20 protein-coding genes and 1 riboswitch are annotated in these 24,268 nt (G+C 41.2%); of the genes, 7 read left to right on the forward strand and 13 right to left on the reverse strand.

What is annotated here, in order from left to right; genetic code table 11:
* Positions 1 to 278: 278 nt before the first annotated feature.
* Positions 279 to 1,610 (reverse strand): P-loop NTPase fold protein, encoded by a 1,332-nt coding sequence (locus H6G86_RS20405; protein ID WP_114086114.1) that lies wholly within the window; start codon positions 1,608 to 1,610, stop codon positions 279 to 281.
* Positions 1,611 to 2,312: 702 nt separating this feature from the next.
* Between H6G86_RS20405 and H6G86_RS20410 the strand changes: the two genes are divergently transcribed.
* From H6G86_RS20410 to ftsZ, 3 genes are all read left to right on the forward strand, one after another.
* Positions 2,313 to 3,167, forward strand: a complete 855-nt coding sequence (locus H6G86_RS20410; RefSeq protein WP_190935841.1) for a cell division protein FtsQ/DivIB — start codon at positions 2,313 to 2,315, stop codon at positions 3,165 to 3,167.
* Between the two features lie 553 nt (positions 3,168 to 3,720).
* Positions 3,721 to 4,011 carry a hypothetical protein gene (locus H6G86_RS20415; protein WP_242064894.1) on the forward strand — a complete coding sequence of 97 codons (291 nt, stop codon included), beginning with the start codon at positions 3,721 to 3,723 and terminating at the stop codon, positions 4,009 to 4,011.
* A 54-nt stretch (positions 4,012 to 4,065) separates the two neighbouring features.
* Positions 4,066 to 5,382 carry a cell division protein FtsZ gene (ftsZ, locus tag H6G86_RS20420; RefSeq protein WP_163934380.1) on the forward strand — a complete coding sequence of 439 codons (1,317 nt, stop codon included), beginning with the start codon at positions 4,066 to 4,068 and terminating at the stop codon, positions 5,380 to 5,382.
* Positions 5,383 to 6,099: 717 nt separating this feature from the next.
* Here the strand turns inward: ftsZ and gshB are convergent.
* The 7 genes from gshB to H6G86_RS20455 form a co-directional block, all read right to left on the reverse strand.
* On the reverse strand, positions 6,100 to 7,065 hold the full coding sequence (gshB, locus tag H6G86_RS20425; protein ID WP_190935842.1) for a glutathione synthase: 966 nt from the start codon (positions 7,063 to 7,065) through the stop codon (positions 6,100 to 6,102).
* A 211-nt stretch (positions 7,066 to 7,276) separates the two neighbouring features.
* Positions 7,277 to 7,540, reverse strand: coding sequence for a glutaredoxin 3 (gene grxC / locus H6G86_RS20430; protein WP_114086110.1), 264 nt, complete (start codon positions 7,538 to 7,540; stop codon positions 7,277 to 7,279).
* A 373-nt stretch (positions 7,541 to 7,913) separates the two neighbouring features.
* Positions 7,914 to 8,732 carry an XDD4 family exosortase-dependent surface protein gene (locus H6G86_RS20435; protein ID WP_313931254.1) on the reverse strand — a complete coding sequence of 273 codons (819 nt, stop codon included), beginning with the start codon at positions 8,730 to 8,732 and terminating at the stop codon, positions 7,914 to 7,916.
* A 1,004-nt stretch (positions 8,733 to 9,736) separates the two neighbouring features.
* Complete coding sequence (gene hflX / locus H6G86_RS20440) at positions 9,737 to 11,482, reverse strand: GTPase HflX (RefSeq protein ID WP_190935917.1); 1,746 nt, start codon at positions 11,480 to 11,482, stop codon at positions 9,737 to 9,739.
* A 156-nt stretch (positions 11,483 to 11,638) separates the two neighbouring features.
* On the reverse strand, positions 11,639 to 12,610 hold the full coding sequence (cofG, locus tag H6G86_RS20445) for a 7,8-didemethyl-8-hydroxy-5-deazariboflavin synthase subunit CofG (RefSeq protein WP_190935843.1): 972 nt from the start codon (positions 12,608 to 12,610) through the stop codon (positions 11,639 to 11,641).
* A 199-nt stretch (positions 12,611 to 12,809) separates the two neighbouring features.
* Positions 12,810 to 13,571 (reverse strand): beta-carotene ketolase CrtW, encoded by a 762-nt coding sequence (gene crtW, locus H6G86_RS20450; RefSeq protein WP_190935844.1) that lies wholly within the window; start codon positions 13,569 to 13,571, stop codon positions 12,810 to 12,812.
* A gap of 301 nt (positions 13,572 to 13,872) precedes the next feature.
* Positions 13,873 to 14,076, reverse strand: coding sequence for a hypothetical protein (locus H6G86_RS20455; protein WP_199338364.1), 204 nt, complete (start codon positions 14,074 to 14,076; stop codon positions 13,873 to 13,875).
* A 329-nt stretch (positions 14,077 to 14,405) separates the two neighbouring features.
* Here H6G86_RS20455 and H6G86_RS20460 point away from each other — a divergent pair, with 329 nt between their 5' ends.
* Positions 14,406 to 15,224 (forward strand): SDR family NAD(P)-dependent oxidoreductase, encoded by an 819-nt coding sequence (locus H6G86_RS20460; protein ID WP_190935845.1) that lies wholly within the window; start codon positions 14,406 to 14,408, stop codon positions 15,222 to 15,224.
* A 6-nt stretch (positions 15,225 to 15,230) separates the two neighbouring features.
* Here the strand turns inward: H6G86_RS20460 and H6G86_RS20465 are convergent, their stop codons facing one another.
* The 4 genes from H6G86_RS20465 to H6G86_RS20480 all read right to left on the reverse strand — a co-directional run bounded on the left by H6G86_RS20465 (position 15,231) and on the right by H6G86_RS20480 (position 17,961).
* A complete protein-coding gene (locus tag H6G86_RS20465; RefSeq protein ID WP_190935846.1) occupies positions 15,231 to 15,680 on the reverse strand; it encodes an SRPBCC family protein in 450 nt (149 codons plus the stop codon).
* A gap of 19 nt (positions 15,681 to 15,699) precedes the next feature.
* Positions 15,700 to 15,888, reverse strand: coding sequence for a CPXCG motif-containing cysteine-rich protein (locus tag H6G86_RS20470; RefSeq protein WP_012411100.1), 189 nt, complete (start codon positions 15,886 to 15,888; stop codon positions 15,700 to 15,702).
* Positions 15,889 to 15,964: 76 nt separating this feature from the next.
* Positions 15,965 to 17,620: a B12-binding domain-containing radical SAM protein gene (locus H6G86_RS20475; RefSeq protein ID WP_190935847.1), complete on the reverse strand. Its 1,656-nt coding sequence runs from the start codon at positions 17,618 to 17,620 to the stop codon at positions 15,965 to 15,967.
* Between the two features lie 143 nt (positions 17,621 to 17,763).
* Positions 17,764 to 17,961, reverse strand: coding sequence for a SemiSWEET transporter (locus H6G86_RS20480; RefSeq protein ID WP_228038468.1), 198 nt, complete (start codon positions 17,959 to 17,961; stop codon positions 17,764 to 17,766).
* On the opposite strand from H6G86_RS20480, the gene H6G86_RS38785 reads away from it, so the two are divergent.
* The 3 genes from H6G86_RS38785 to H6G86_RS20490 all read left to right on the forward strand — a co-directional run bounded on the left by H6G86_RS38785 (position 17,888) and on the right by H6G86_RS20490 (position 19,694).
* Positions 17,888 to 18,079, forward strand: a complete 192-nt coding sequence (locus H6G86_RS38785) for a hypothetical protein (RefSeq protein WP_242064897.1) — start codon at positions 17,888 to 17,890, stop codon at positions 18,077 to 18,079. The genes H6G86_RS20480 and H6G86_RS38785 overlap by 74 nt on opposite strands.
* 266 nt (positions 18,080 to 18,345) lie before the next feature.
* Positions 18,346 to 18,509, forward strand: a riboswitch (cobalamin riboswitch).
* 22 nt (positions 18,510 to 18,531) lie between these two features.
* Positions 18,532 to 18,951 (forward strand): DUF1636 family protein, encoded by a 420-nt coding sequence (locus tag H6G86_RS20485; RefSeq protein WP_190935848.1) that lies wholly within the window; start codon positions 18,532 to 18,534, stop codon positions 18,949 to 18,951.
* Positions 18,951 to 19,694 (forward strand): cobalt-precorrin-6A reductase, encoded by a 744-nt coding sequence (locus tag H6G86_RS20490; protein ID WP_190935849.1) that lies wholly within the window; start codon positions 18,951 to 18,953, stop codon positions 19,692 to 19,694. The genes H6G86_RS20485 and H6G86_RS20490 overlap by 1 nt, the downstream gene beginning before the upstream one ends.
* A 389-nt stretch (positions 19,695 to 20,083) precedes the next feature.
* Here the strand turns inward: H6G86_RS20490 and H6G86_RS20495 are convergent, their stop codons facing one another.
* Positions 20,084 to 23,713 (reverse strand): WD40 domain-containing protein, encoded by a 3,630-nt coding sequence (locus H6G86_RS20495; protein ID WP_190935850.1) that lies wholly within the window; start codon positions 23,711 to 23,713, stop codon positions 20,084 to 20,086.
* Positions 23,714 to 24,268 lie beyond the last annotated feature (555 nt).

The following is a 24,268-nucleotide window of genomic DNA, read 5'->3' on the forward strand; positions in this document are numbered from 1 at the left end:
CAGAGAAGGGAAAATATAGTACACAGCGTATAAGATTTAACTCCAATTCTTCTGCTTAATTTTTTGTTACATACTTATAAATTTTTCCCACGGCTTACTTATACTGATTTTCTTTTGTGTAGATGTGTAGCTGCTTGTCAGTAGTCATTTGTTGTTGGGCATTGGGCATTGGGCATTGGGCATTGGGTATTGGGCATTGGGCATTAGGCATTGGGCATTAGTTATTAGTCCAATGGCCAAGGACAAAGGACTAATGACTATTAACTTACCCAGCACTATTACTTGTTTTGTTGCCAAGCTAAAACTTTTTCTGTTTCTGCTAGGGCTGGACTGATGCCAAACCAGCGCCCCAGAGGGTCACGATATTCGAACAAATACATACTTCGTAGTAAGCTTTGATAATCAGACTCACCTTTAACTCTCTGTTGTTGCACTACTTCAAACAATAATTCCCACTGGGATTCATCAATAGCTAATAGCAGATCGTCTCGGTAGTCTTTAATCACAGCTTCTAAGCATTCTCTAGAAAAAGGTGGATCTTGTCGTTGCAGGCAGCTATAAAGTAAACCCAATAAGTTGCGAATGTGGCCACCGCTAACGCGACATATCCGATCCAAGGTTTGGGAATGATCGAATAATTCTGTAATTAATAAAAGCCTTTCATTCAAAGAAACTTCGGGAAAAGCTCTTGCTAAGACTAACTGGCGTACTAGTGACATCCCTGGTTCGTAGTCACTGCCATCTCTTTGCCGCACTAATACCATCGGCAGTACTTTTGGCGCAATCCCTCCCCCCAAGCGATTTTTTAGTGTTTCGTACTCATTGGAGAAAATTAGTGTTAGGGGAATTGTGTAAACTAGGTGGCATTTGAGCCGGCGTAGCTGTTCGCCTCGGTCGATAAAGAGATATTCTGGTTGCGATCGCCCTGATGCTAAGGGACGCATATCGACTCGATCCAAATTATCTACGATCACTACCAGTCCTTTTTGACCCCGCAGCTTTAACTGTTCAATAGCCCTTTCTAAAATTTCTTCGTTAATCGCTTGCAAAATACTATTGGTACGTGGTTCCAAATATTGCCTCAGTTGATTCCGCATCTGAGTGCTATCTTTGGTTTTGGCGGTAATTTTGGCAATACCCAAGGATAATTCTGCTTGTCCAGAAAGCTCTATGGGGCTTTGTAGAAAATCGCCTACTTCTTTAAATAAATTGGTAAAGTAACCACCTTTGAGTTTGATGTTAATGCCTTCTAAACTGGCACTGACTTGACGGGCTACACTCAGCAAAATATCGCTGATATCAATATCCGCCATGTCTAAGTCTTGACTGGACTCAAAATAAACCACATGAAATCCTGCCAATTCTAGTTCTGTTTTGAGGCGCTGCAATTCCGTTGATTTACCGCAGCCAATGTGACCCGTAAATAACTGACAGGTTGGCTCATCAGGAGAAATCCGAACTATAGTCCGTTGCAATTCTTCGACAATCTTACAACCACGGACATCAGCAAAATCTATGTAATACTGGCGATCTAACACGTTGCTTATATTAAGCGTGTAGCTTGGGTTACATGCTTTATAAAAACGTGACAAATTGAATGTCGTTTTCATGTATGTATAGGTGTATGTAGACGCGTGTGTAGATGCAGTTAACTCGTATTTTTTATACAAACAATCTCTAACTTTGATGTAGGCACACAATTAATTCGCAAGTTGGTAGTGTCTTGCAAAAGACAGCACTTATTACAGGATCACTGTCAGTATCTGTCAGTAGTAGGATAGAGATTTAATTGACCCTAATAACCTTAAACATATCTGTCCTTTTTACACCTACTATTGAGGTTTTGACAATCTCATAGCTTTTCTTTAACCTGACACAAACCTTGATGAAGGAGTTAATCAGTAAAAAAAGCTACTCGATTATATTATTCCCTGTTTGTATAGTTGATGAGACATGACTAGTATGAATTATAGCAATCTATACAGAGATTAAGGAAGACTTATTTATCACTTCACATTCTATTTGTCAATAAAACAAAATCAGAAATATTTAAATTAAGATTTTGTAATCTTTAAAGAAAAAATGCTTTATGTCCCTTGTCAAAAAGACAACAGTGAGTTAAGAATGGACACCGGAAACTTTAATAGGAAGGATGACTAGAGACTACGTTCGTTGTGTACTTACTGTAAAGTGTTACTAAAAATAAAAAAAGTCTTGAGGAGAGCGGCTAACAGATGCCGACAGTGTTTACTGAAATTAATAATGATACAAGCGCGTCAAGGAATTTGGATTGTAACCAGAAAGGGGTTTGAATGGCTGGCATAATATCAGTTTCCCGCACGGATCTTGCCCAGCGTCGTAAAAAATTACGTCGGCGACGGCAGATGAGAATTATTCAAGCTATTTGGCGAACCTTTGCCATTATCGGTTTGGCGGGTGGATTGCTGTGGGTAGCAGTTCAACCGGTATGGGTGTTAAAAACTCCCAAACAAGTAGTGATGAAATCAGGCAATCAATTACTCTCAGATGAGACAACTCAATCCCTATTAGTGCTATCTTACCCCCAATCTTTGTGGCGGATTGAACCAGCAGCGATCGCAAACTCTTTGAAAAAACAACCAACTATTGCCCAAGCGATCGTGAGACGTCGCCTGTTTCCTCCCGGATTAAACATCGAAATCCAAGAACGAGTCCCTGTCGCAATGACTCAAACAGCAAGTGGGGCAAATCAGGGCACTGGCAATAAAAAAGTCACACTCGGCTTACTAGATGCAAGTGGGGCCTGGATACCTTTAGAAAAATACACATCACTGAATCCTACTAGGAAATTACCCAATCTCAGAGTAATTGGATCGCCCAAACAATACTGCCTCAACTGGACTCAAATTCATCAAGCTATCAGCCAAAGTACTGTGAAAGTAGTGGAAATTGATTGCCAAAATCCAGCGAATTTAATTTTGAAAACAGAACTAGGAAATGTGCATCTTGGCGTTCCAGGTACTCTGTTGTCTGAACAAATTAAGGTACTTGCCCAAATGCGCCATTTATCAGCGAAACTCGATTCTGGTCAAATAGAGTATATTGATCTGAAAAATCCCGATTTTCCCTTAGTACAAATGAACCAAAAAGACCAAAAATTAACTCCCAAAAACCCTAAAAATATCTAGCGTGTTTAATGTATTGATAGCTCTTAGTAAATTAAGAAGCTTTATGCTGATAAATATATTTATTATTTTCAGTTTTCCAGCAACTGCGCGAAAATCGGCATTAACTTCTAATTAAAATGAGAAGATCAATCATGAAATCTCTCTTGTGAGTAAAACACTCTCAAATTGTTACCCTAACATTAGGGTGCAAGATGTCTGACAATCTAACTTTGGTCTGTTGAGGATACTTCCAAAGACAGTTTACTGAAGCCAAAATCTGTAAATTAAAGTACTACAAAAGGTTGCGTAAAGGCTACTTTTCGGTAATCAGTTTGGACTATTCTGTACCATATTTCTTAATTGGGTTACGAATCCTCTAGGAAAATCTTGATTTGTTGACCACACTAGTGAGGGTTCTCGTAAGATAGACTATTGCTCCAACAAAGTGTCCATTAAGACTCCCCAAACAACAAATTAATCAGGTATAGTCTGACAAGTAAATTCTTGCTTACTTCAACCTTAAGAATAAGTAAGTATCAGGTAAATTTTGTGTCTAAAGTTGCAATTATCCCCAATGGTGAAACCTATTAACAATATTATTGAGGCAGCTAAGATGCACTGTAGTGTGTCTTTAGAAGTTATGTTCTCCGATGAGAAGAATGAAGAGATTAATGTCTGGTTGAAGTTATACAGGTCACTTTTGGATAAATATAGGTATACTTCTCTAGAATTGGCTGTGCGATCGGCTGCATTAAAAGCTGATCTCATAGCAAATTTTCATACCGCCAATTCTGTTAGGCTTGGCAGTAGTGAAAACAATAAAGAACAGTGCCATAGTATTGTGGCAGTGTCAAACTATAGTTGACTCTTAAGTGAATAGCACCTGGAAAAGTCGTTTATCTACCCTCTCACAAATCCAATGACACTTGATAATAACCAAGGACTCACCTATAAAAATTCCCAATCTCCGGGACAGCCTGGGTTTTCTCTGGCAGTTAACTCGACCAATCCCTTTAATAACTCTGGGATGAACTTCGGACAAAATCACGATAATAAGAAGATTTTTACGGAAAATAGCCGCATTGGGGAAATTGTTCCTGGTCGGGTTGCCAACATCAAAGTGATTGGTGTCGGTGGCGGCGGTGGCAATGCCGTTAACCGCATGATCGAATCTGATGTCTCTGGTGTAGAGTTTTGGTCAATAAATACTGATGCCCAAGCTTTAACTCTGGCAGGCGCTCCCAGTAGATTGCAAATTGGACAAAAGCTAACGCGGGGCTTAGGAGCAGGTGGTAATCCTGCGATTGGTCAAAAGGCAGCTGAGGAATCACGAGACGAAATTGCTACGGCTTTAGAGGGTGCAGACCTAGTATTTATCACCGCTGGTATGGGCGGTGGTACTGGAACAGGTGCAGCCCCAATAGTGGCAGAAGTAGCCAAAGAAATGGGCGCTCTCACTGTTGGGGTAGTCACACGTCCATTCGTTTTTGAGGGTCGCCGCCGCACCAGCCAAGCGGAACAAGGGATTGAAGGACTAAAAAGTAGAGTAGATACACTGATCATTATTCCCAACAACAAATTGCTGGAAGTGATCCCCGAACAAACACCTGTGCAAGAAGCTTTTCGCTATGCAGATGATGTGCTGCGTCAAGGGGTACAAGGTATTTCTGATATCATAACGATTCCCGGTTTGGTAAATGTTGACTTTGCTGATGTCCGGGCTGTGATGGCAGATGCAGGATCGGCATTGATGGGTATTGGCGTTAGTTCTGGAAAATCTAGAGCCAGAGAAGCTGCGATCGCGGCTATTTCTTCACCATTACTAGAATGTTCTATTGAAGGTGCTAGAGGAGTTGTCTTTAATATTACAGGTGGTACTGATCTTACTTTACATGAAGTGAATGCAGCCGCAGAAGCAATCTATGAAGTAGTTGATCCCAACGCCAATATTATTTTTGGGGCTGTAATTGATGACAGACTCCAAGGTGAGGTCAGAATTACTGTAATTGCCACCGGGTTTACAGGTGAAGTGCAAGCTGCGGTACAACAAAGCGTAGCTAGCGTTCGAGTAGCACCTAATACCTCCAAGCGACCAACAACACAACAACCCGCAGTTAATCCCCCAACCTCAACTCCAAGTTCAACTCCAACTCCAACTCCAACTCCAGAACCAAAAGAAAAACCTGGATTGGATATACCTGACTTCTTGAGAAACCGACAAAGACCACGGAATTAAAAGATTTTGGATTTGAGATTTTAGATTAAATTAGCAGTCTCAGGTTAGGCTGAGTGCTGTATAAAATCTGTTAGTTTCAGGGTTTACCAAAAGCAGGGATAAGCAATCCGTTGCCATCCCTAATTTTGCTAATTGGTAAAGAAATTTGTTAAAGCTACTTATAAAATTAACTTGGGCAGGGTTCTGCTAGCTCCCATGTCTAGCTTTGCTTTGGGAACAAATAAATCAGAAAACCTGGCCAACTAGGAATGCTTAAAGGTAGCCCGTCGTAGACATTGCTACATCTACCTCCGCGATTCATTAAACTTATATTCTGTATAAACAAAGCTGCGTGGGTGAGTTGCCCACGCAAGCACTCGAAGTAATTCTATTTTTTAGAAAATAGGACACCAAGTAAAAATAATTTACATTTATCAATGAAGGCAAGAGGCAGAATGAAAACCGCCTGTACTTTACCCGAATTTCTCACGTATTGTGTGGTTCGGGTGGGAGGTGTGGGAGGTGTGGGAGGCAATGCAGCGTTCATTGATGTGCAGTTATTCAATTCCTCCTCTTTCTCCCCACACTCCCCACACTCACGCTCATTTCTCACTTGTGAGAAATCCAGGTTTAGAACTGCCTTCACCAGTAGTAGATCAGACCTTGACTGAACTCTAGTTCAGTGGCTTCAAATCAGCAGGGGATTTGACCACTGCTGATTTATTCTTCGTGCCTCCTTCAATTCAATGACTGTTCAATCCATTGAATAACCTGATAACCAAGGTGAGTACCATCTAGACGATCAATTTCACGAATTCCCGTAGGACTGGTGACGTTAACTTCAGTTAAGTAGCCACCAATAACATCTATACCCACAAAAATTAAACCGTCTTGACGTAACCGTTCGGCTACTTGGGTACAAATTTCATGTTCTCTTGGGGTAATTTCAGTTTGAGCGACTGTACCACCAGTTGCCATATTATTACGAAAATCACTTCCGCTAGAGAGGCGATTGAGCGCACCAATCGGTTCGCCATTGAGCAGGATAATGCGTTTATCTCCTTCTTTTGCCTCCGGTAGATAGGTTTGTACCATTACTGGCACTCGACCTTGTAGGGTACTGAGTTCGACAATGGAGTTAAAATTGCGATCGCTCGATTGCAAAAATAAAATTCCTTCCCCGGCTTTGTTTCCCAGTGGTTTGAGAACAGCTGCCCCCTTTGCTTCAACAAATTGCCGAATAAACTGCTTATCAGCACTGACAATCGTTTCTGGAATCGCTTTGGTAAACTGGAGGGCATACATTTTTTCATTTGCCCCTCGAATACCGCTAGGACTGTTAATCAGCAGAGTTTTATTTTGGTCAACATAATCCAGAATGTAGGTGGCATAGAGGTAGGAATCATTGACAGGTGGATCTTTCCGCATAAATACGGCATCCATTGTCTCTAAAGAACTTAAGGAGGAATCACTTAATTTATACCAAGGATTCGCCGCTATCCAGCGTCTCTCCACCAACTGTACTGGTACAAGTTCAACTCGCTGTAGGACAGCCCAAGCTTTGCCCTCCACCACACTCAGCAGATTTGCTTGAGTTACCCAAACTTCGTGTCCCAGGATTTGCGCTGCTTCGATCAGGGCAATGCTGGTATCATGACACGGGTCAAGCAGATGGATCGGATCAATGATAAAAGCCAGTTTCACCCTTTATACCTCAATCACCAAGAAATTAAATGGTTGTTCAATTATTATCTCTTGATGATCTTACTAATTGATGTACATCTGTACTGCTGAGTAGGAACTGGAGGGTAAAATCTTGTGGACAGATACTTTTGCGAGAAAAATTTCGTCAACAGAGTTGTAGCGACTGCCGTGTTATTTGCAGTGGCTTGTCCTAGTGCAATATCTTCTAGACTTACACGGAAGTTAGTAGCTCATCTAGCTTGCCTTGACTGTCTAAAGCGTGGATGTCATCACAACCACCAATATGGTCATCATTGATGAAAATTTGCGGTAACGAGCGCCGTCCATTTGCTCTTTGAGCCATTTTATTTCTGGCTGCTTCGTCTCCGTCAATGCTGTATTCTGTAAATTCAACACCCTTACTCTTCAGCAAACTTTTGGCACGGATACAAAACGGGCAAGTCCTCCAAGTGTAAATTTCTACTTTTGCAGCCATAATGTCCTCAACTTGATTTAATACTTTTTAATTTTAGAACGTTGCAACTGGCTGTAGGTGTTCTATGCCGTTTTGACTTTACTTTCAGAAGTGTCTAACTAAATTCAGTTATTGGTTTCGCTGAGTTCCTTCGAGATCCGCTACACTTAGCCAGCTTTTTGTGCAGAATTATGCAAAACGAAAAATCGTTGAAAAGCCTAAAAAGAATGCAAGCTTTGCAACGATTTATAATTATTAGCCTATTTACACCATGTTGTACTTAATCAATTTTTACAGAATATAGGGTATGCACACTTGACTTTCTAAAAAAACAGTATTTCCTTTTATGGAAGTATCTGGTGTTTCTCAGTGCTAACTGCTAGAAAACTGTCATTTATGCTACTACTAAAGATTTTTTCCTCACCACTTTCAATGCACCCACTGCAAATAAACCAAGGGCGGCTGTCGTCCCAGGTTCAGGTACTTTTTTTGGTGGAGGAGGTGGAGGACTATAATAATTCCCTTGTGCTTTTATAATGCTAGGCTCACTTAAAGCGGTGCCATATTGGAAGCGAACACTACCAATTTTGCTTATATCAAAGTTAGTGGGCAGTCCTGACAAAACGAACGTGGCCGAATTGTCAACAAAACTTCCCCCTTTGATTGGTGAATTTGCATTAGCATTGTAGCCGTCAATAATGCCGTAATTCACTTGCTGCTGTCCACCAATGCCTTGAAAAATACCTAAGCCGGCAGTACCTAAACCATAGTCTTGGGTTACTCCATTAGTAAGTCCTGCGGAATTAGTAGTAGATGCAAATGCCCATTCTTTGCCATTAGGAGTATTGAGAAGATTTACATTATTTGTAGTGGTAGAGGGGTTGTTTTGAGTGACCGTTGCAGCTGTTGCTGAAATTAACGATAAGTTTAAGGGAGATCCAGCATAGTCCCAAAAGACTGATGTCAGAACATCAGAAGGGACTGAAACATTTTTCATGTTCGTCAGAGTCACTGTCAACTTACCTGGATTGAGTAAGTCATCAAAAACAACTGATGATGCCAGAGCATTCTTTGATGCTGAGTTAGTTCCTGTGACTGAGAAAGTCATAGAGGCTGCATCTGCTTGAGACATCTGTGAAACTGTCACCACAGCTAATGCTGATATACAACAGACTGCATAACCCGCTATTTTCTTGGAATATGGTTGAGACACTCGATTGAAACTCCTTTTCTTTTTATTGAGGATATTTAAGACCTCTCAAAATAACTCTTTTATGGAAGTTACCAAAGTCTAAATTTACACAAACAAATACCAACTGTCTACGTTATTTGTCGAGGTTAGCTAAAAATTTAAATTTGGAATTATCAATATAGTTTTTATGAATTTATGGAGATTTTCAGTATTTACACTTAATATATTTTTTTAAATTAGAATTGTCTATATTCACACTGAATAATCAATATTTGGTTTCTCGATGTTATTACTTAATCAACAGATTTTTAGGAGATATTGATTATTCTATGAGGAAGATTTGTAGGTTGGATAGAGCGCAGTGTTGCCCTGTAGAAAACCAGCCTGCACTAGGTATCTCACGCCAATCTACACAAGTAGATGTTTTAATCTTTCACTAAGTATATGAGCTAAATTAAATATAGGACTCCTATTTGATGCTTGAAAACATACTGAGGATGAAAAGCCAGCTTTATCAGGGTTTTATTTAAAATATTATTCAAAATCAGATTTGATTTTTGAAAAAACTCACTAGAACTCAAAAAGGCTTTTTCCCTACTTGCTACTCCCCACTCCCTGCCTAGCTCGCTTGCGCTACGCGCACCACGCAAGTAAGTATGGCTACGCCACGCTGCGCGAACGAAAATCAGACAGGAGTCATAAAACCATTGTACTGGTGTCAATACGCTTGCGTTAAGCAAAGAGCAACCCAACAAATGCCCGGAAATGTTGGGTTTCGTTCCTCCACTCAACCTACGCCGTTTAAGTTTTTTGGCGCTAACTGAGCCGTATTGGTACTGGTGTGGCAATGCTAAAATGATGCTTTAAAAATATCTAGAGAATTAAAGTTTAAAAGCATAATTCAACTTTTCTACTCTTCCTTATAAAAATGCAATAAATAAGGGAAGGCAATTTATCGCCTTCCCCAAAGTTAAATATTCACGACACTAATATAAAGTGCGAACACTGAATTAGTTACTCAACATTTACCTACTATCAACTGCATATTCAATTAGTTGAGCAAGGCGGTGACGTAGGGTTTCTAATCCCAAGCGCTGACTCGCTGAAATAAATACCGCTAGGGGAAATTCTTCTCTAGCTAAAGCTAGTGTCTCACTATTTGCTTGATCGATCTTGTTAAAAATAACTAGCGCCGGGCCAGGAGTTATAGGCATTTGCGCTAAGATTTCTCTGACTGAGCGAATATGACGCAACCAAGCTGGGTGAGACAAATCCACTAAATGCAGTAGGGCATCAGCTTCTGTGACTTCCTCTAAGGTGGCGCGGAAGGCATCCATTAATGATGCAGGCAGTTCGTGTATGAACCCTACCGTATCTGTAATCAGAATTTCCTGATGTTCATTGGTTTCGCCATAAGGAATTACCAGGCGGCGGGTGGTAGGATCGAGAGTGGCGAATAGTTGGTCGGCTGTATAAACTTCTGCATTTGTGAGAGCGTTCAACAGGGTAGACTTACCAGCGTTAGTATATCCAACCAAAGCTACTGAGGGAATTTCTCGATGCTGCCTTCGTTGCCGTAACCGTGAACGATGGGCTTGCAACTGAGTTACTTCTTTTTGGAGTCGGGAAATGCGCTGCCCAATGGCACGGCGTTCAGTTTCCAGTTTGGTTTCACCAGGGCCACGAGTCCCAATACCACCACCTAATCTGGACATGGTGCGACCTCTACCAGCCAGTCGCGGTTGCATGTATTCTAACTGTGCTAGTTCTACTTGCAATTTACCGGCACGGGATTGAGCGCGTTGAGCAAAGATATCCAAAATTACTTCGGTGCGGTCAACCACCCGGATGCCAATTTGCAATTCTAAGTTGCGGACTTGGGAGGGTGAGAGGTCGCGGTCGAAGACGACAAGATTAACTCCTAGTGTTTGGGCAGTTAGGGCAATTTCTTGCACTTTACCTTCGCCAACTACTGTTTGGGGATGAACGCGTGATCGCTTTTGTTGTATTGTCTGTAATACATCTCCTCCAGCAGTATCAACTAAACGCGCCAATTCTGCTAGAGTATCTTGGAATTGTAGGGGAGTTGTCTCACTGGTCATCAGCCCCACAATTAGCACGCGATCATGGTCAGCATGTACTTCCTGGGCAATAAATTCGCGCTGGAATTCTGCTTCCAGATTTTCTACCAAGTCTACTAAATCCTGGTCTGCCAAATCATCCAAACCCATAGGTGGCGATATATTCCAACTTGGGGTTTGAGTTTTGCTCTCTTCTACTTTGAAAGCAGCAGGACTAGTAATCAGGGTGCGAGACTCTTGGGGTATTAGATGAGCTAGATAAGCTTCTTTGACATACCCAGTTGCACCGCCTCCCCGCCGTGTAAATCCGGTTCCGGTAATGTTTAGGACAACTAGGGCATCTAAGCGTTGCAGTGCCATCGCCGTGAGCGCCGCTTCATTTGGCGGTTCTGGCTTCAGATGGGTGGCAATACAACGAATACCACTGAGTCGTTCTGCACCGTAACGGGGCAATTCCATCGGTGGTATTTGCGTTTGACGCGGTGTGCCTACCCCGACGCGAATCACTTGTCCGCGACGGTTGATGTAGGCGCACACAGGCTGATTGACTTCTGTGCTAATTGCTGCCAGACGCTGGGAAAACTCAGGCGTGGTGATGCGATCGCCTGGTATACGCTGGTGATACAGCCGCTGTAGTTGCTTCAGCTGGCTGGACTTTAAACCTTGGAGATTTCCGTAGATAGTTTCTATAGGCGTTTATGACCAGTAAATGGCCCCCCAAATCCTTCTTATGTCTATTTTACAACAGGGTTTAGGCTGTTATCTATATCTTCTGAGGGATGCATTGGGAATTTGTCGCTTATAGTCTTGATTTGAACCTATTTTGGTGGTGTGAGTCTAGCAATGTTAAATCAATAACATAGCATTCCGCGATCGCTTCACTGCTGTTTGTAATTCCTCAGACAACCAGCTGTCAAATTGTGGATAAACTGGCGATCGCGGCACTAACTCCCACCCAGCAGGTTGTAAAATATTTCTCAAAGCCTGTTCCTGAATATGGGGATAATCAGGATTCACTTCATCTTTTGGCCCAATTCCGCCTAAATCTCGCGCACCTGCTTCGATACAAGCGAGTAGCCAGGAGTTATCCTTAACTAAATTCGGCGGAATTTGAATAGTAATATCTGGGGATAAAATCTTACGTGCTTTAGCAATTACTTCTGGTAATTGATGGGGATTAAAAGGAGGTGCATCAAAAGTTTGCTGATTTCCTGGACTATGAGGTTGCAGGATAACTTCTTGAATGTGATGGTAACGTTGGTGCAAGTTAGATATAGCTTCTAAAGTTTCCCACCAATCATCAGAGGTTTCTCCAATTCCTAACAGTAAGCCAGTTGTAAAGGGAATTTTCAACTCTCCTGCCCATTGTAATTGTTGTAAACGAACTTCTGGCAATTTACTCGGTGCGTGTCGATGTACACTATTTAATAATGTTGGCGTTAACTGTTCTAACATCAACCCCATCGAAACATTAACACGCTTGAGTTTTTGCATTTCATCAAAACTCAATGGCCCTACATTGGTGTGTGGTAAAAACTCCATTGAAAGTGCTAACTTGCACAAATCATAAATTCGCTCGAACCACGCCTCACGCCTTGACGAATGGGGATGCACTTCACCACTGAGTATGAGGATTTCGCAGACTTTTTCGTTTTGAAGTGATTTTAAACTATTTTCTGCATCTGAAATACTCATCCAGGGACTTTTACCAGGTTCACTACGAAAGTTGCAGTAACTACACCGATTAAAGCATTCGTAAGTCGGAACTATTGTATAAGCAGGGCTATAGGTGACAAAACGAGAATTATTAATTGGCATTATTAGGATAATCTCAAAGAATCCCTTGTTCAAGCTATATGTAGTAATTCTATCTGAGTTGTGATAATTCCTTTTTTAATGAACCACAGAGACGCAGAGAACACAGAGAGAAGAATCAATAGAGATTTAAAAAAATGATTTGGTAATGCTAAATATTATCTTGTTATTCTTGCTGCCAAGATATTTAGATAAACGAGAACTATTTTGTTTTGTAAATTTCTGGTAACTGCCACCAAGGGACATGGGGATACTCGTGATGTTCCTCGTGATAGCCAAAATGATAGCACGTGATAAATGACCACCAAATTGGACGGTCAATTGTTTGTGAATGATGAGGCTCAATATAACCTCCTATGGGTTCACTATGGGGTAGAAAAGTACCAAAATAAAATAATTGGAATGAACTTAAAAGTGAAGGGATCACCCAAAAGTAAGTTAAATTAGCAGTGGGTATATGGAGAACGTGATTATTAAAGTGATAGATAATAGTCAAGGCAATTATTTGTCCCCAACTCCAGTAACCCTTCATAAAATGAAAATACCACGCGAAGAAATTTTTGTGTTTACCATTATGAAAATCTGGGTCTATTTGACTTGCTGGATGGTGGTGGTGTATCCAATGTTTTTTTAATAATTTTTTGTATGGTAAAAGACCATATAAAGATAAGGTTAATGTCCCAATAAAATGATTAATTTTGGTGTTCTGGGGAAACACTACCCCATGCATAGCATCATGAGATGTAATAAATAATCCTGTATATAAAAATGTTTGCCAAAGTATGCTAGGAAATAGTATCCAAAATGTTAATTGAGAGATGTCAAGGGAAAGTAATAAACTCAGGCTAATGACCCATACAGCAACAATGATCGTAGCAATGAAAATTCCCTTAAACTGAGATTTATTTTTCACTGCTGGGGTCAGTTTTGTTTGATGATTGGGTGGTTGTTCTAATTGAATCACGTTTTTACTCTGCCTAGTATTCAGATGAAAATTCCTAAAATATAGTCATGATAAAAAGCACTAACTACCATCAAGAAAACTCTATTAGTGGTCAGTGTTTTAAATTGGACAGTGCCAATACTCTAATAATATGTACAAACATTAAGATACTTTAACTATTATTACACAAGCAACTGCTATTCTAAAAACTGTTTTCGCTTAAAAGGTTGGGTGATATAAGCGACGACAGTGTTCAACCTGGTATCTGCAATAACCAGGGTCTTCTCTTTGCTCCTTTGCAATCAGTCTGTAACAAAAACAGTCAGATTAATGGGGAGGAGAGAAAATCAGTACCGATGCATACTGCATTCGGCTGTAGCTGTTCCCAAAGTAGGTAAGGTAGAAAACGAATAGTACTTAAGCGGTCATTCCAAATTTCAGGGTGAGGAGTCAGCACAAGTTCAGCAGCATTGCGGTTTTTGCTATTGATATGAGGTTTTAGTTTTATCAGTAAGATAAAGTGCAATTATTAAGTTACCTTAAGGAGCTAATGATATTCTTCATATTACTTAACTTATCCAGTTGACGCTATCTGTCTCTAGTTTCAAAGTAGATGCAACTCTAAAGAATGAGATTTTAAGGAGGTTGAGAAAATATTTATCTAACAAAAGAGCAATAATAGCTTTTGTTAGCCTATAGTTCAGAGGTATTTTTACCAAAAACTGCTATTGAAAACTTGTAATCTCACTAAAAACCTATTTTGGATACAATCAAAAATCCAACGAAAGTTAGAAGGTTTATGGAGTGTTCTTATCCAGACTAATAAATAGTAAATAGGTTTTTTAAACTTAAAGTATGGCTCCTACGGTACTAATTACAGGTGCTTCTGAAGGCATTGGTAAAGCAACAGCTCTTTTATTTGCGCGGCAAGGATATGACTTGGTACTTGCAGCTCGTCATGCTGACCGCTTGGAAGCCTTAGCGCAGGAAGTGCAAAGCATTGGCTGTCCTGCACCATTAACATTTACTTGCGATGTCACTGACTCATCTCAGGTAAACGCATTAGTGCAAAAGGCATTAGAAAATTATGGCTATATCGACGTGCTAATAAACAATGCGGGCATATTTGCATCGGGGCCAGTAGAGCAGTTTTCTCTAGGTGATTGGCATCAAATTATAGACACTAATTTATGGGGATATATCCACACAATTAATGCCCTTCTGCCTCATTTCCTCCAGCGTCGAAGTGGAACTATAGTTAATTTAAGTTCCATCGGTGGTAAAGTGCCAAGTGCTTACTTGGTTCCCTATTGTACTAGTAAGTTTGGCGTGACAGGGTTGACGGAATCGCTACAAATAGAACTACAGCCAAAAGGTATCCATGTTTGTGGGATTTATCCGAATTTAATTAAGAGTACTTTAATGGAACGGGCAGTTTTTCGAGGCAAGGATGAGCAAGATACTCATAGTCGTCGTGGACAGCTTGAGAATGTGCTGAAAAATCCAGTGGTGGAGAAGCCTGAAGATGTAGCAAATGCTATCTGGGATGCAGTCAAGAATAAGAAGTTACAAGTGATGGTTGGTTCGGCGAAATTCTCGCAAGCTTTGTATCGCTTGTTTCCTGGGTTGATAAAGTGGGTTTCGCGGCAAGGGTTGAAGAATCAAGATAATTAATTTTTGCTATCGTGATTCACATTCTCGTTTGGTTACATAATGGCGATAGCGAAACATTGCTTCTAGTTGCACTTGCACTAACCAACCACTAACAAATTCAACTGTTTCTCCACCAGGCATGGAGAAGGAAATAGCATCAGTCAACCTAGTTTTGCCAGCTTCCGGTTCAAATTCATGTCGATGTATCCAAGACTCAAAGGGGCCAGATATCTGTTCGTCGGTAAACAGGCGATATTTATCGCATTCAGTATGACGCGCTAGCCAAGTTAATGGTAATGGGCCGAGAAACAGGCGAAATTCTGTGATAGCGCCGACGTTGAGTCCCCCTTCACGACGAACCACTTGGACTGGCTGCCAAGGTGGATTTAACAGTTGCAAAATATCTGGCCTTTCATGAAATTTCCAAACTACTTCTGGCGAGGCATTAATGATTGAGGAATGTTTAAAGTGCAGCATGGAAAGAAAAACCTAAAATTCAACTTTCTGATTCTGTATCAATCTCGATATCTAGGGTATCTTCGTCAACCCTTACATACAAAATATTTGGGTTACAACAAACTTGACAATCTTCAACATAAGATTGCTGTCCTCCAGCACTCAAATCAATAAAAGTTAAGTTCGGTTCGCCGCAATAGGCGCAGTAATACTCAGCTGTGTTTTGCATCAAGTTTTTAGGATTGGGAATTGGGCATTGGGCATTGGATACTAAATTTTCATTCCTAGTCCTCAGTCCCCAGTTCCTAGTCTCTAATCCCCAGTACTGGCTGTAGTTCTTTTGGAGATGGGTTGATATAACTCTTAGCATCAGCCAAATGCTTTAGTAGTGTAGACTGTGGCAGAGGCCCTTGCAAGTGGTTCCAAGGTAATACTTGTTCTGTTGACCATTCGGCGTGGACGTAAAAATCTAAGTCAGGAATTTGTCCTTTAAGTTGTTTGAAAGCACGTTTGTAGCTACCCAAGGAGTCGCCAAAGTCACGAGTCAGCTGAAGAAGTTGGGATAGTCTGCGATCGCCTCTCGATAACAAAGCTTGTATAATCGACCAATTATAGCTTTCTGGGCGAAACTCTATTCCCTGCGGTTTTAACTGTTTTTGCAAAAACTGTAACCGCTTTTCTGCTTGACGATTTACCCCAAACCATTGAAATGGCGTGTGCGCTTTGGGTACAAAGGTGCTGCATCCAAATGTTAGGCGTAATCCTGGTGCAGCTTTTTTGATAGTACGCATCATCGTCACCGTTTGCTCTAAATCCTCTGCTTCTTCACCAGGAATTCCTGCCATTCCATAGAGTTTCAAGCTTTTTAATCCGCCAGCTTTGGCATTTATCGCAGCTTGGATAATTTCGTCGTTATGCAGCTTTTTGTTGACAATTTGCCGAATTTTCTCAGAACCACTTTCTATTGCAATGGTAAGCGATCGCGTGTCTCGTTTTGCCAAAGTTTCTGCTAACTGGACTGTTACAGTATTAGTTCGCACTGAGGCAATACTGAGACGGACATCATCGTACTTTGGCTGACTTATATAATCTAGCAAAGCTTCAAACTCTGGATGCTGAGTTACAGAAGCCCCCAATAATCCTAGCCGATTTGTGACTTCTAAGCCTTTTGCGATCGCAGGAATTAAAGAATCTTCCAGACTGGCTGTTCTAAAAGGCAGTGTGAGATAACTTGCCAAACAAAAGCGGCACATTTCTGGACAACTTCTCACCACTTCCACCATGTAAATATTTTCCCATGCGGCTTTTTCGGTGACTACAGTCGAAGCAGATAGAGTATTTCCTCGATAAGTCTGCTTTTGCACCACTGCGGGAATTTCTGGAGAAATTGGTTTAATTGATTTTATTGCACCATCTTTTGTGTGATATTCGACTTCGTACAAACTGGGAATATAAATTCCTGGGATTTGTGCAAGTCTTTTGAGTTGAGTTTGTCTAGAAGCATTTCTTACTTCTTTGTACGCCTCAATGAAATTTCCCAGTAGGTTTTCACCATCTCCCAGTAAAATTACATCAAAAAACTCTGCAAAAGGTTCTGGGTTAGCTGTGAGAACGGGGCCACCACCAAAAATTATCGGATGAGAATCATCACGAGAAGTTGCTTGAATAGGAATTTCTAAAGATTCCAGCAAATTTAAAATATTCACATAATCCAGTTCCCAGGAAATCGAAAATCCCACAATTTCTGGCGTTCTGGGGAGTTGTTCGTGAGTATCTGTAAACAGGCGACTCACCTGCACATCATCACGCATTGCCAAGGTTGCCCAAACTACCTGATAGCCAAGGCTAGTGATACCTACGCTATATTCATTGGGAAAGGCGAAAATTATGGGGATAGCGTTGGTGTCTGGGGTAGTGGGGGTGAAAAGGAGGCGTTCAGAGTCAAATACAGATGATGTCATGATAATTCGTAATTCGTAATTCGTAATTCGTAATTAATACAGTTAGAGTCAGGTTATATACAGGCAGCATTAATTGTTTTTCTTCCTGCTATTCACAGAATATATCCTTTTTATCCTGTCAGAGGTTTTAGTTATGAGCAGGGTTATCTATATTTAATTTTAAGCCATAGAATTATCAAGTTAAAAAGCAATGTCACGCTATTAGCAAGAATAATTGGTAAAGATTGAAGATATATTCCATAAATTAACCACAAAAAAATACCAGCTATGAATGTAATTAGCGTTAAGAAAGAAACATCTTTTGCTGATTTTGTTTGCCATGTTTTAAACATTTGTGGCAAAAAAGAGATTGTGGTTATTGTGGCAGCAGCTAATCCTAGAATTGTCAAAAAATCCATTGCAATACAAACCTATAAATTGAAGAAGAATTCAGAAGTCACAATTCAGAAGTCAGAATGAATCAGTGGATTCATCCACTAGTCGCACAAAATTCATTCTGAATTCTGTTTCGATAAAGTTTTTAGTGTTTGAAAAATTTAGAAGCTGATTTTTGTAATTTTGTTGCATAGGTTATATAGCAATCCGATTTGATTTTTGTTCGCACAGCGTGGCTTACTTGCCTGGGAAGGCAAGAGGCAATAGGAAAGAAGGGTCTTTGAGCTATACTGAATTTTTTTAAGAATCAAATATGAGTCTATATCCTTTTCTTAGATAACCCTAGTGTATGATCGATAAGGTTATTCGGTTCTGGTGGGGAGCAGCTACCAGAGGTAACGGGGAAAGTTCGGTGCAAATCCGGCGCTGTCCCGCAACTGTAAACCAATTTGAGATGTAATCTAAAATCTCAAATTGCGTGAGTCAGGATGCCCGCCGAAATAGATTTACTAGTTCCATATATCTGCGAGGTACAGATGACTACTACTGTGAATATTTCCCCAGCGAATCCCTTGGGTGTTGCTGACCATACTTTATTTGTTTGCAAAACTTGTGCTAGCGTTTGGCAAGAGGGAAAACGCTTAGGTGAAAGTGGTGGTGAAAAACTTCTACACCAACTTCAGCAAATTGCACAAGATTGGGAGTTACGAGATGAATTCCCAATTCAAGAAGTTGAATGTATGAGTGCTTGTAATCGTTCCTGTGTGGTTGCCTTTGCTGCCAAAGGTAAATTGACATATTTGTTTGGTGATTTAGCCGTTGATGATAGTGCATCTGCGATACTAAAATGCGCTAGTCAATACTATGTCAAAGCAGATGGTTTGCTGCCTTGGTCAGAGCGTCCAGAAGCCCTGAAGAAGGGCATTTTAGCAAAGATTCCACCTTTATCTTACTAATGCGCGTTTTGATTCTGGGTGGTACAGGAGATGCCGCAGAACTGGCTGCTAGAGTTGCAACTATCCAAGGATTAGATGCAATTACGTCTTTAGCAGGTCGCACCCGTGAACCATCAGTTCCGTTGGGCGATTTACGGGTTGGAGGCTTTGGTGGTGTGGCTGGATTGGCTAGCTATCTGCGAGTAATGCAAATCGACTTATTAATTGATGCAACGCATCCTTTTGCTAGTCAAATTTCTTTTAATGCGGCAGATGCTGCAAATGAAGTCGGAGTACCCCGTCTGATGTTAATACGCCCGCCTTGGGAAAAAGAAAGTGGCGATCGCTGGATGGAAGTTGATAGCGTTGAAGCCGCCGCCGCATCACTGCAAAACCAAGCACATCGGGTATTTTTGACGGTTGGTAGACAAGAACTCGCCGCCTTTGCTCACTTAGAGGAAATTTGGTTCTTGATGCGGATGATTGACCCTCCTGTTGAGGATGCCTTAGTACCACCGGGGATGGTATTGTGCGATCGCGGGCCCTTTACCCTCAATAATGAAAGGCAAATCCTGATTGATAACAAGATTGATACCATAGTCAGTAAAAATAGCGGTGGCGAAGCCACAAAGCCCAAGATTATTGCAGCGCGAGAACTGGGCGTGAAGGTTGTGATGGTAAATCGTCCAGCCATACCGCCAGGAGAGCAAGTTAGTGATGTTGAAGGTGCTTTGGCATGGCTACTTGACAAATTGCATAATTAGTGGATAGTAAAAATTTTCTATATAAGGCAATACAGTTCAGTTAAGCAATTTTTTCCTTCTCTTTCTTCTCTCTGCGTCCTCTGCGCCTTGGCGGTTCGTTAAAAAATTGACTTAGATAACAAAGTTTTAGTCTTAACTGAACCGTATTGCTATATAAGGGACTTCCAAATAAAAAAATATCCAAAAAACTGGCGAAAAAACTCTCTCCTCCTCATTCCTCTGTGTTCTCTGTGCCTCTGTGGTAGCCTGCGGCAAGCCGTTCGCGTAGCGTCTCGTAGAGAAGCGTCTACGTTTATTTGGGTAATTTATTTCTTGGAAGTCCCCAATACAAAAGAATGTTGTAGAAGAAACGCGACCGCATCAATAAAAATCCACCCCAACGAGAGAAATTATTTATTTGGCATATTACAAAGGGAGCGATCGCCCTCTTCCACTGCGGTGTTAGTTTTCAAATAATCCTGCACCAGAGTGCAACCATAATTCAGTACATCTAGATTAAGAATTCGCGGCAAATTCCACAGAATGAGTGTGTTGTCATCACCTCCTGAAACAAGCAAAGTTCCATCAGGGCTGATCGCAACCACCCTAATCGCTGCGGTATGTCCGGTGAGGGTTGTTACTTCCGTACCATCTAGCTTCCAAAGTTTGATGCTGGCATCGACGCTGCCAGAAGCAACAATTTTTCCATCAGGAGTAAATGCAATTCCCCAAATCCCAGCTTTATGACCTTTGAGTGTATTCAATAACTTGCCGTCTAACGTCCACAACTTAACGGTGTTGTCAGCACTTCCAGTAGCTAGCATTTTATTATCTTGGCTAAAAACAACTCTCCATACTGCCGCCGAGTGTCCTACAAGGGTTCTAAACAAATTGCCGTCAAGCGTCCACAACTTAGCAGTAGTGTCACCGCTAGCTGAACCAACGAGCCGACTGTCTGGACTAAATACGACGTGCCAAACTTCCGCCTGATGTCCTTTGAAGATCTGCAAAGTCGCGGCGCGATGGGCTACGCCCCGCCAGAGGCGATCACGTCTCCATATCTGAACATTTTTGTCAACACCCGCCATTGCAATTGTTTGCCCGTCAGGACTCAACACCCCTGATGTCACTTTGCTGTGAAGATATTTGTAACTAGCAATTAAAGTGCCATCTCGCTTCTTGATTTTTACCGAATCATCGGAAGTGAAAAGCGCGATTAACTTGTCATCGCCACTGAATGAAACTTCGGAGACTTCGCCCTTGGATTCAGTGATAGTTTTGAGCAATTTGCCTTGACGACTCCAAAATTTCACCATATTTTCGTGGCTGGTGGTAGCGATAGTTGAACTGTCAGAGGCGATCGCTATTGACCAAATCCCCGCCTTATGTGCAATGATAGACTTTTGAAATGGATTTTGACTTTGCCAGAGCCTGACAACGTTTTCTGCACCTGCCGAAGCAATAAAGCTACCATCTGGACTAAAAGTTACACCCCAAACTGATGCACTGTGCCCTCTAAGTGTCCTCAGTTCTGTACCATCAATATTCCAAAGTCTAATCGTTTTGTCGAGACTCGCACTTGCAATAGTCTGGCCATCGGGACTAAATGCTACCCCCGAAATTCCGGCATCATGCCCTTGCAGAGTTTTATCAAGGCGGTAGCTTTTACTTATGCTGTCTCGCCGCCAAAGTTTCACAGTTCTGTCTTCACTCGCTGAAGCAATAGTCTGTCCGTCAGGGCTGAAAGCTATTCCTACAACCCAAGCAGTGTGACCTTGGAGAGTTTGTACAGGCTTGGCGTTTTGCCAGCCTGAATTATCTCGTTTCCAGAGTTTTACTGTCCTGTCTAAACTAGTGGCAGCAATAGTCTGGCCATCAGGACTAAAAGCGACTCCCCAAAACGCACCTTTAGAACCTTGGAATGTCTTGAGCAAAGTACCATCTCGCTTCCAGAGTTTCACTGTTGCGTCCCAACTAGCAGAGGCGAGGAACTGGCCATCAGGACTAAATGCTACTCCCCAGACTGAAGCGGTGTGACCTTTAAAAGTTTTGAGCAGAGTACCATCTAGCTTCCAGAGTTTAATAGTGCCATCTTCACCCACCGAGGCCAGTATTTGACCGTCAGAACTAAAATCTACTGCCCTAACTGCTCCCTTATGACCTTTGAGAGTTGCAACTTCCGTACCATCACGTCGCCAAAGCTTAACTGTATTATCTATACTGGCTGAGGCAATTAAAGAACTATCAGGACTAACATCTACAGCCATAACACTTGCTGTATGGCCGGAAAATCGATTGTATTCATCTACTCCATAAACTGCTTGTCTGAGTGCGTTTTCAACTAGAGGTGCAAGATTTGAGTTAGCTGTTCCTAGCTTGTGCAGTCTGTCTTTGGCTTTGATTGCTTCTACAACTGCATCCAATCTCCGTTGGGAAGCAAACAGTCCAGCAGAAGAAGATACAAGCGCTCGAATTTCGCTGCTCTTAGCTTGATTTTCGCTTTTTTTGGTTTGACGATACATAATGAAACTTCCCACCCCCAAAATGCTGGAGACGAGCAAACCAATACACACTGCAACTAGCAAGAACCTTTGAAATTTAGCAGTTTTTTGCTCTTGTGCTAGTCGTGCTTCTACCTCTTTCGCCCGTGCTGCCTCTAATGCTGTTTGTACTTCGCGCTGTTCGCATTCTTGACTTGCAGCTAAAAATTGATAATCCCAATCGCTTAGACTTTTGCCCTGTATCCAATTTTGAGTATCTTTGAGAGCCTGTCCTCGCAATAAACGCGATTCATCTTTATACCCTGATGCTACCCAAGCATTGAATGTCTGCGAATAAGGGCGGAGATTGTCTAATTGTTTTAACACCCATTCAGCATTGAAAACACTCCGATAGATAGGATTTTTAATTTTGAGATAGCCGTTGTGTTTCTCTACCAAACCAGATAACAAAAGTTCTGCTTGTTCTCGACTATCATCAATCGGAACAGGAAGATCAGGCAGAGAGAAAAACTCTTCTCTCGTACTTGATGACATTTCCTTCTGGGGAAAGCCTCCACTACTAGACTGCTCCTCTGCTTGCAACACCTTCTGATAAATACCTAATAACCGCCCTGCTCGTTGGTCGTTGAATAATAGGCGATCTCTTATAGTACGTAGATGTTCTGGTTCGTCTTGTGATTGCCAATTTTGAATAATATGCGTTTTCACTAATTGCTCAATCCAAAATGCTTCTGTACCTGGAATGAGGCTAATCATTCCTGTAGCATTTTCAGCAGCAATTTGAATAACTAAGTTACAAAGTTTTTGTGTGAGAAACGGTTGTCCCTCTGTCCAATGAATAATTTCTTGCAGTATTACTTGTGGTTGACTAACTACTTCCTTTACTCCTTGAAGCAGAGGAGTAGCTTCATAGAGTTGAAAGCCGTGTAACTCAATTGCTTTACCAAGGTTAAAGGGTGTGCGGCCTTTATCAGCGATGAGGTCGGAAGGACTAGCTACACCAAATAGTGCAAATCCCAAGCGATTAAAGTTTGAATTCTCTGGTCGCTGATTATAGCATTGACGAATCCAAGCAAAAAAGTCGTTAATTGGGAAACTTAAACTAAGTAGGCTATCAATCTCATCAATAAAGATGAAAATGCGTTCGGCTTTGGCGTTTGGTAGTAAAACTTCTTCAACAAAAGAGTGTAGTTTTTGTACTGAGGAAATACCTTTTTGCGTCTCCCACCAACGTTTAAAGTTGATCTGTTCTGCTAAATTTAAGCTGTAGAACAAGCTGATAATGATGCCTTTGTACCACTGTTCTGGTGTAGTATCCTCAATACCTAAGATGGTCATATCCAAATAAACACAGCTATAGCCTTCTTCTCTAAGACGATAACTGGTGCGCTGTAGTAAGGATGACTTACCCATCTGGCGAGAGTTGAAAACGTAACAAAAATCCCCAGCTTTCAGGCTAGTATAAAGTTTTTCGTCTGCGTCACGGATAACATACGTGGGATCGTCACTGCGGAGACTACCTCCTACTTGGTATCTCATATTGAAGTGTAATTATCAAATACAGAGTTTAAGTAAGTGGGCGGAAATAATTGTCGTTGGGATAAGGCAAAAGGCAATCTTGCTACAGTCAATAGATACAAAGGTTTTAGCTTAGTTCATTTTTTTTACATATTTTGATTTTATTGTGCCAACTTACTTACGTAAACAATAGCTGAAAAGAAAGACTTTCAGATAGGGGCAATACCCTACGAAAAGACGCTTTGCGTCTACATGAATTGTGCCTACATGTCGTGTATATCTTTGCCAGGTTAGGATTTTTTAGTAGTTTGATCGAGTATTACCATAAATGATAGTGATAGATTGTAACGCAGCGTGAGTTGAGAGGATATAAAAGCGTCTGTGATAACTCTACAAGACTCATGTGTAAGCCATCACTTACTAGGATAGAGGAATATAAGCAAGGTTTTCCAAATTCAATCAAAAGGAAATTTGTTTTATTCTCTGCATAAATTAATTAAAATGGAATGAAAGATAATTAAGCTGCTCGTGGAAGATAAGCACTCCACAAAACAAAAAATTTATAAGCCTCATTAT

Source organism: Nostoc sp. FACHB-133, from assembly GCF_014698055.1.
Taxonomy (GTDB): domain Bacteria; phylum Cyanobacteriota; class Cyanobacteriia; order Cyanobacteriales; family Nostocaceae; genus Nostoc.

Excerpts from the sequence above, each read along its gene's own strand:
- H6G86_RS20405 (WP_114086114.1), bottom strand. The coding sequence starts at position 1,610 with ATGAAAACGACATTCAATTTGTCACGTTTTTATAAAGCATGTAACCCA.
- H6G86_RS20490 (WP_190935849.1), top strand. The coding sequence starts at position 18,951 with ATGCGCGTTTTGATTCTGGGTGGTACAGGAGATGCCGCAGAACTGGCT.
- H6G86_RS20485 (WP_190935848.1), top strand. The coding sequence starts at position 18,532 with ATGACTACTACTGTGAATATTTCCCCAGCGAATCCCTTGGGTGTTGCT.
- grxC (WP_114086110.1), bottom strand. The coding sequence starts at position 7,540 with ATGGCTGCAAAAGTAGAAATTTACACTTGGAGGACTTGCCCGTTTTGT.
- H6G86_RS20410 (WP_190935841.1), top strand. The coding sequence starts at position 2,313 with ATGGCTGGCATAATATCAGTTTCCCGCACGGATCTTGCCCAGCGTCGT.
- ftsZ (WP_163934380.1), top strand. The coding sequence starts at position 4,066 with ATGACACTTGATAATAACCAAGGACTCACCTATAAAAATTCCCAATCT.
- cofG (WP_190935843.1), bottom strand. The coding sequence starts at position 12,610 with ATGCCAATTAATAATTCTCGTTTTGTCACCTATAGCCCTGCTTATACA.
- H6G86_RS38785 (WP_242064897.1), top strand. The coding sequence starts at position 17,888 with ATGAATGTAATTAGCGTTAAGAAAGAAACATCTTTTGCTGATTTTGTT.
- H6G86_RS20460 (WP_190935845.1), top strand. The coding sequence starts at position 14,406 with ATGGCTCCTACGGTACTAATTACAGGTGCTTCTGAAGGCATTGGTAAA.
- H6G86_RS20415 (WP_242064894.1), top strand. The coding sequence starts at position 3,721 with ATGGTGAAACCTATTAACAATATTATTGAGGCAGCTAAGATGCACTGT.
- H6G86_RS20495 (WP_190935850.1), bottom strand. The coding sequence starts at position 23,713 with ATGAGATACCAAGTAGGAGGTAGTCTCCGCAGTGACGATCCCACGTAT.
- H6G86_RS20465 (WP_190935846.1), bottom strand. The coding sequence starts at position 15,680 with ATGCTGCACTTTAAACATTCCTCAATCATTAATGCCTCGCCAGAAGTA.
- H6G86_RS20470 (WP_012411100.1), bottom strand. The coding sequence starts at position 15,888 with ATGCAAAACACAGCTGAGTATTACTGCGCCTATTGCGGCGAACCGAAC.
- H6G86_RS20475 (WP_190935847.1), bottom strand. The coding sequence starts at position 17,620 with ATGACATCATCTGTATTTGACTCTGAACGCCTCCTTTTCACCCCCACT.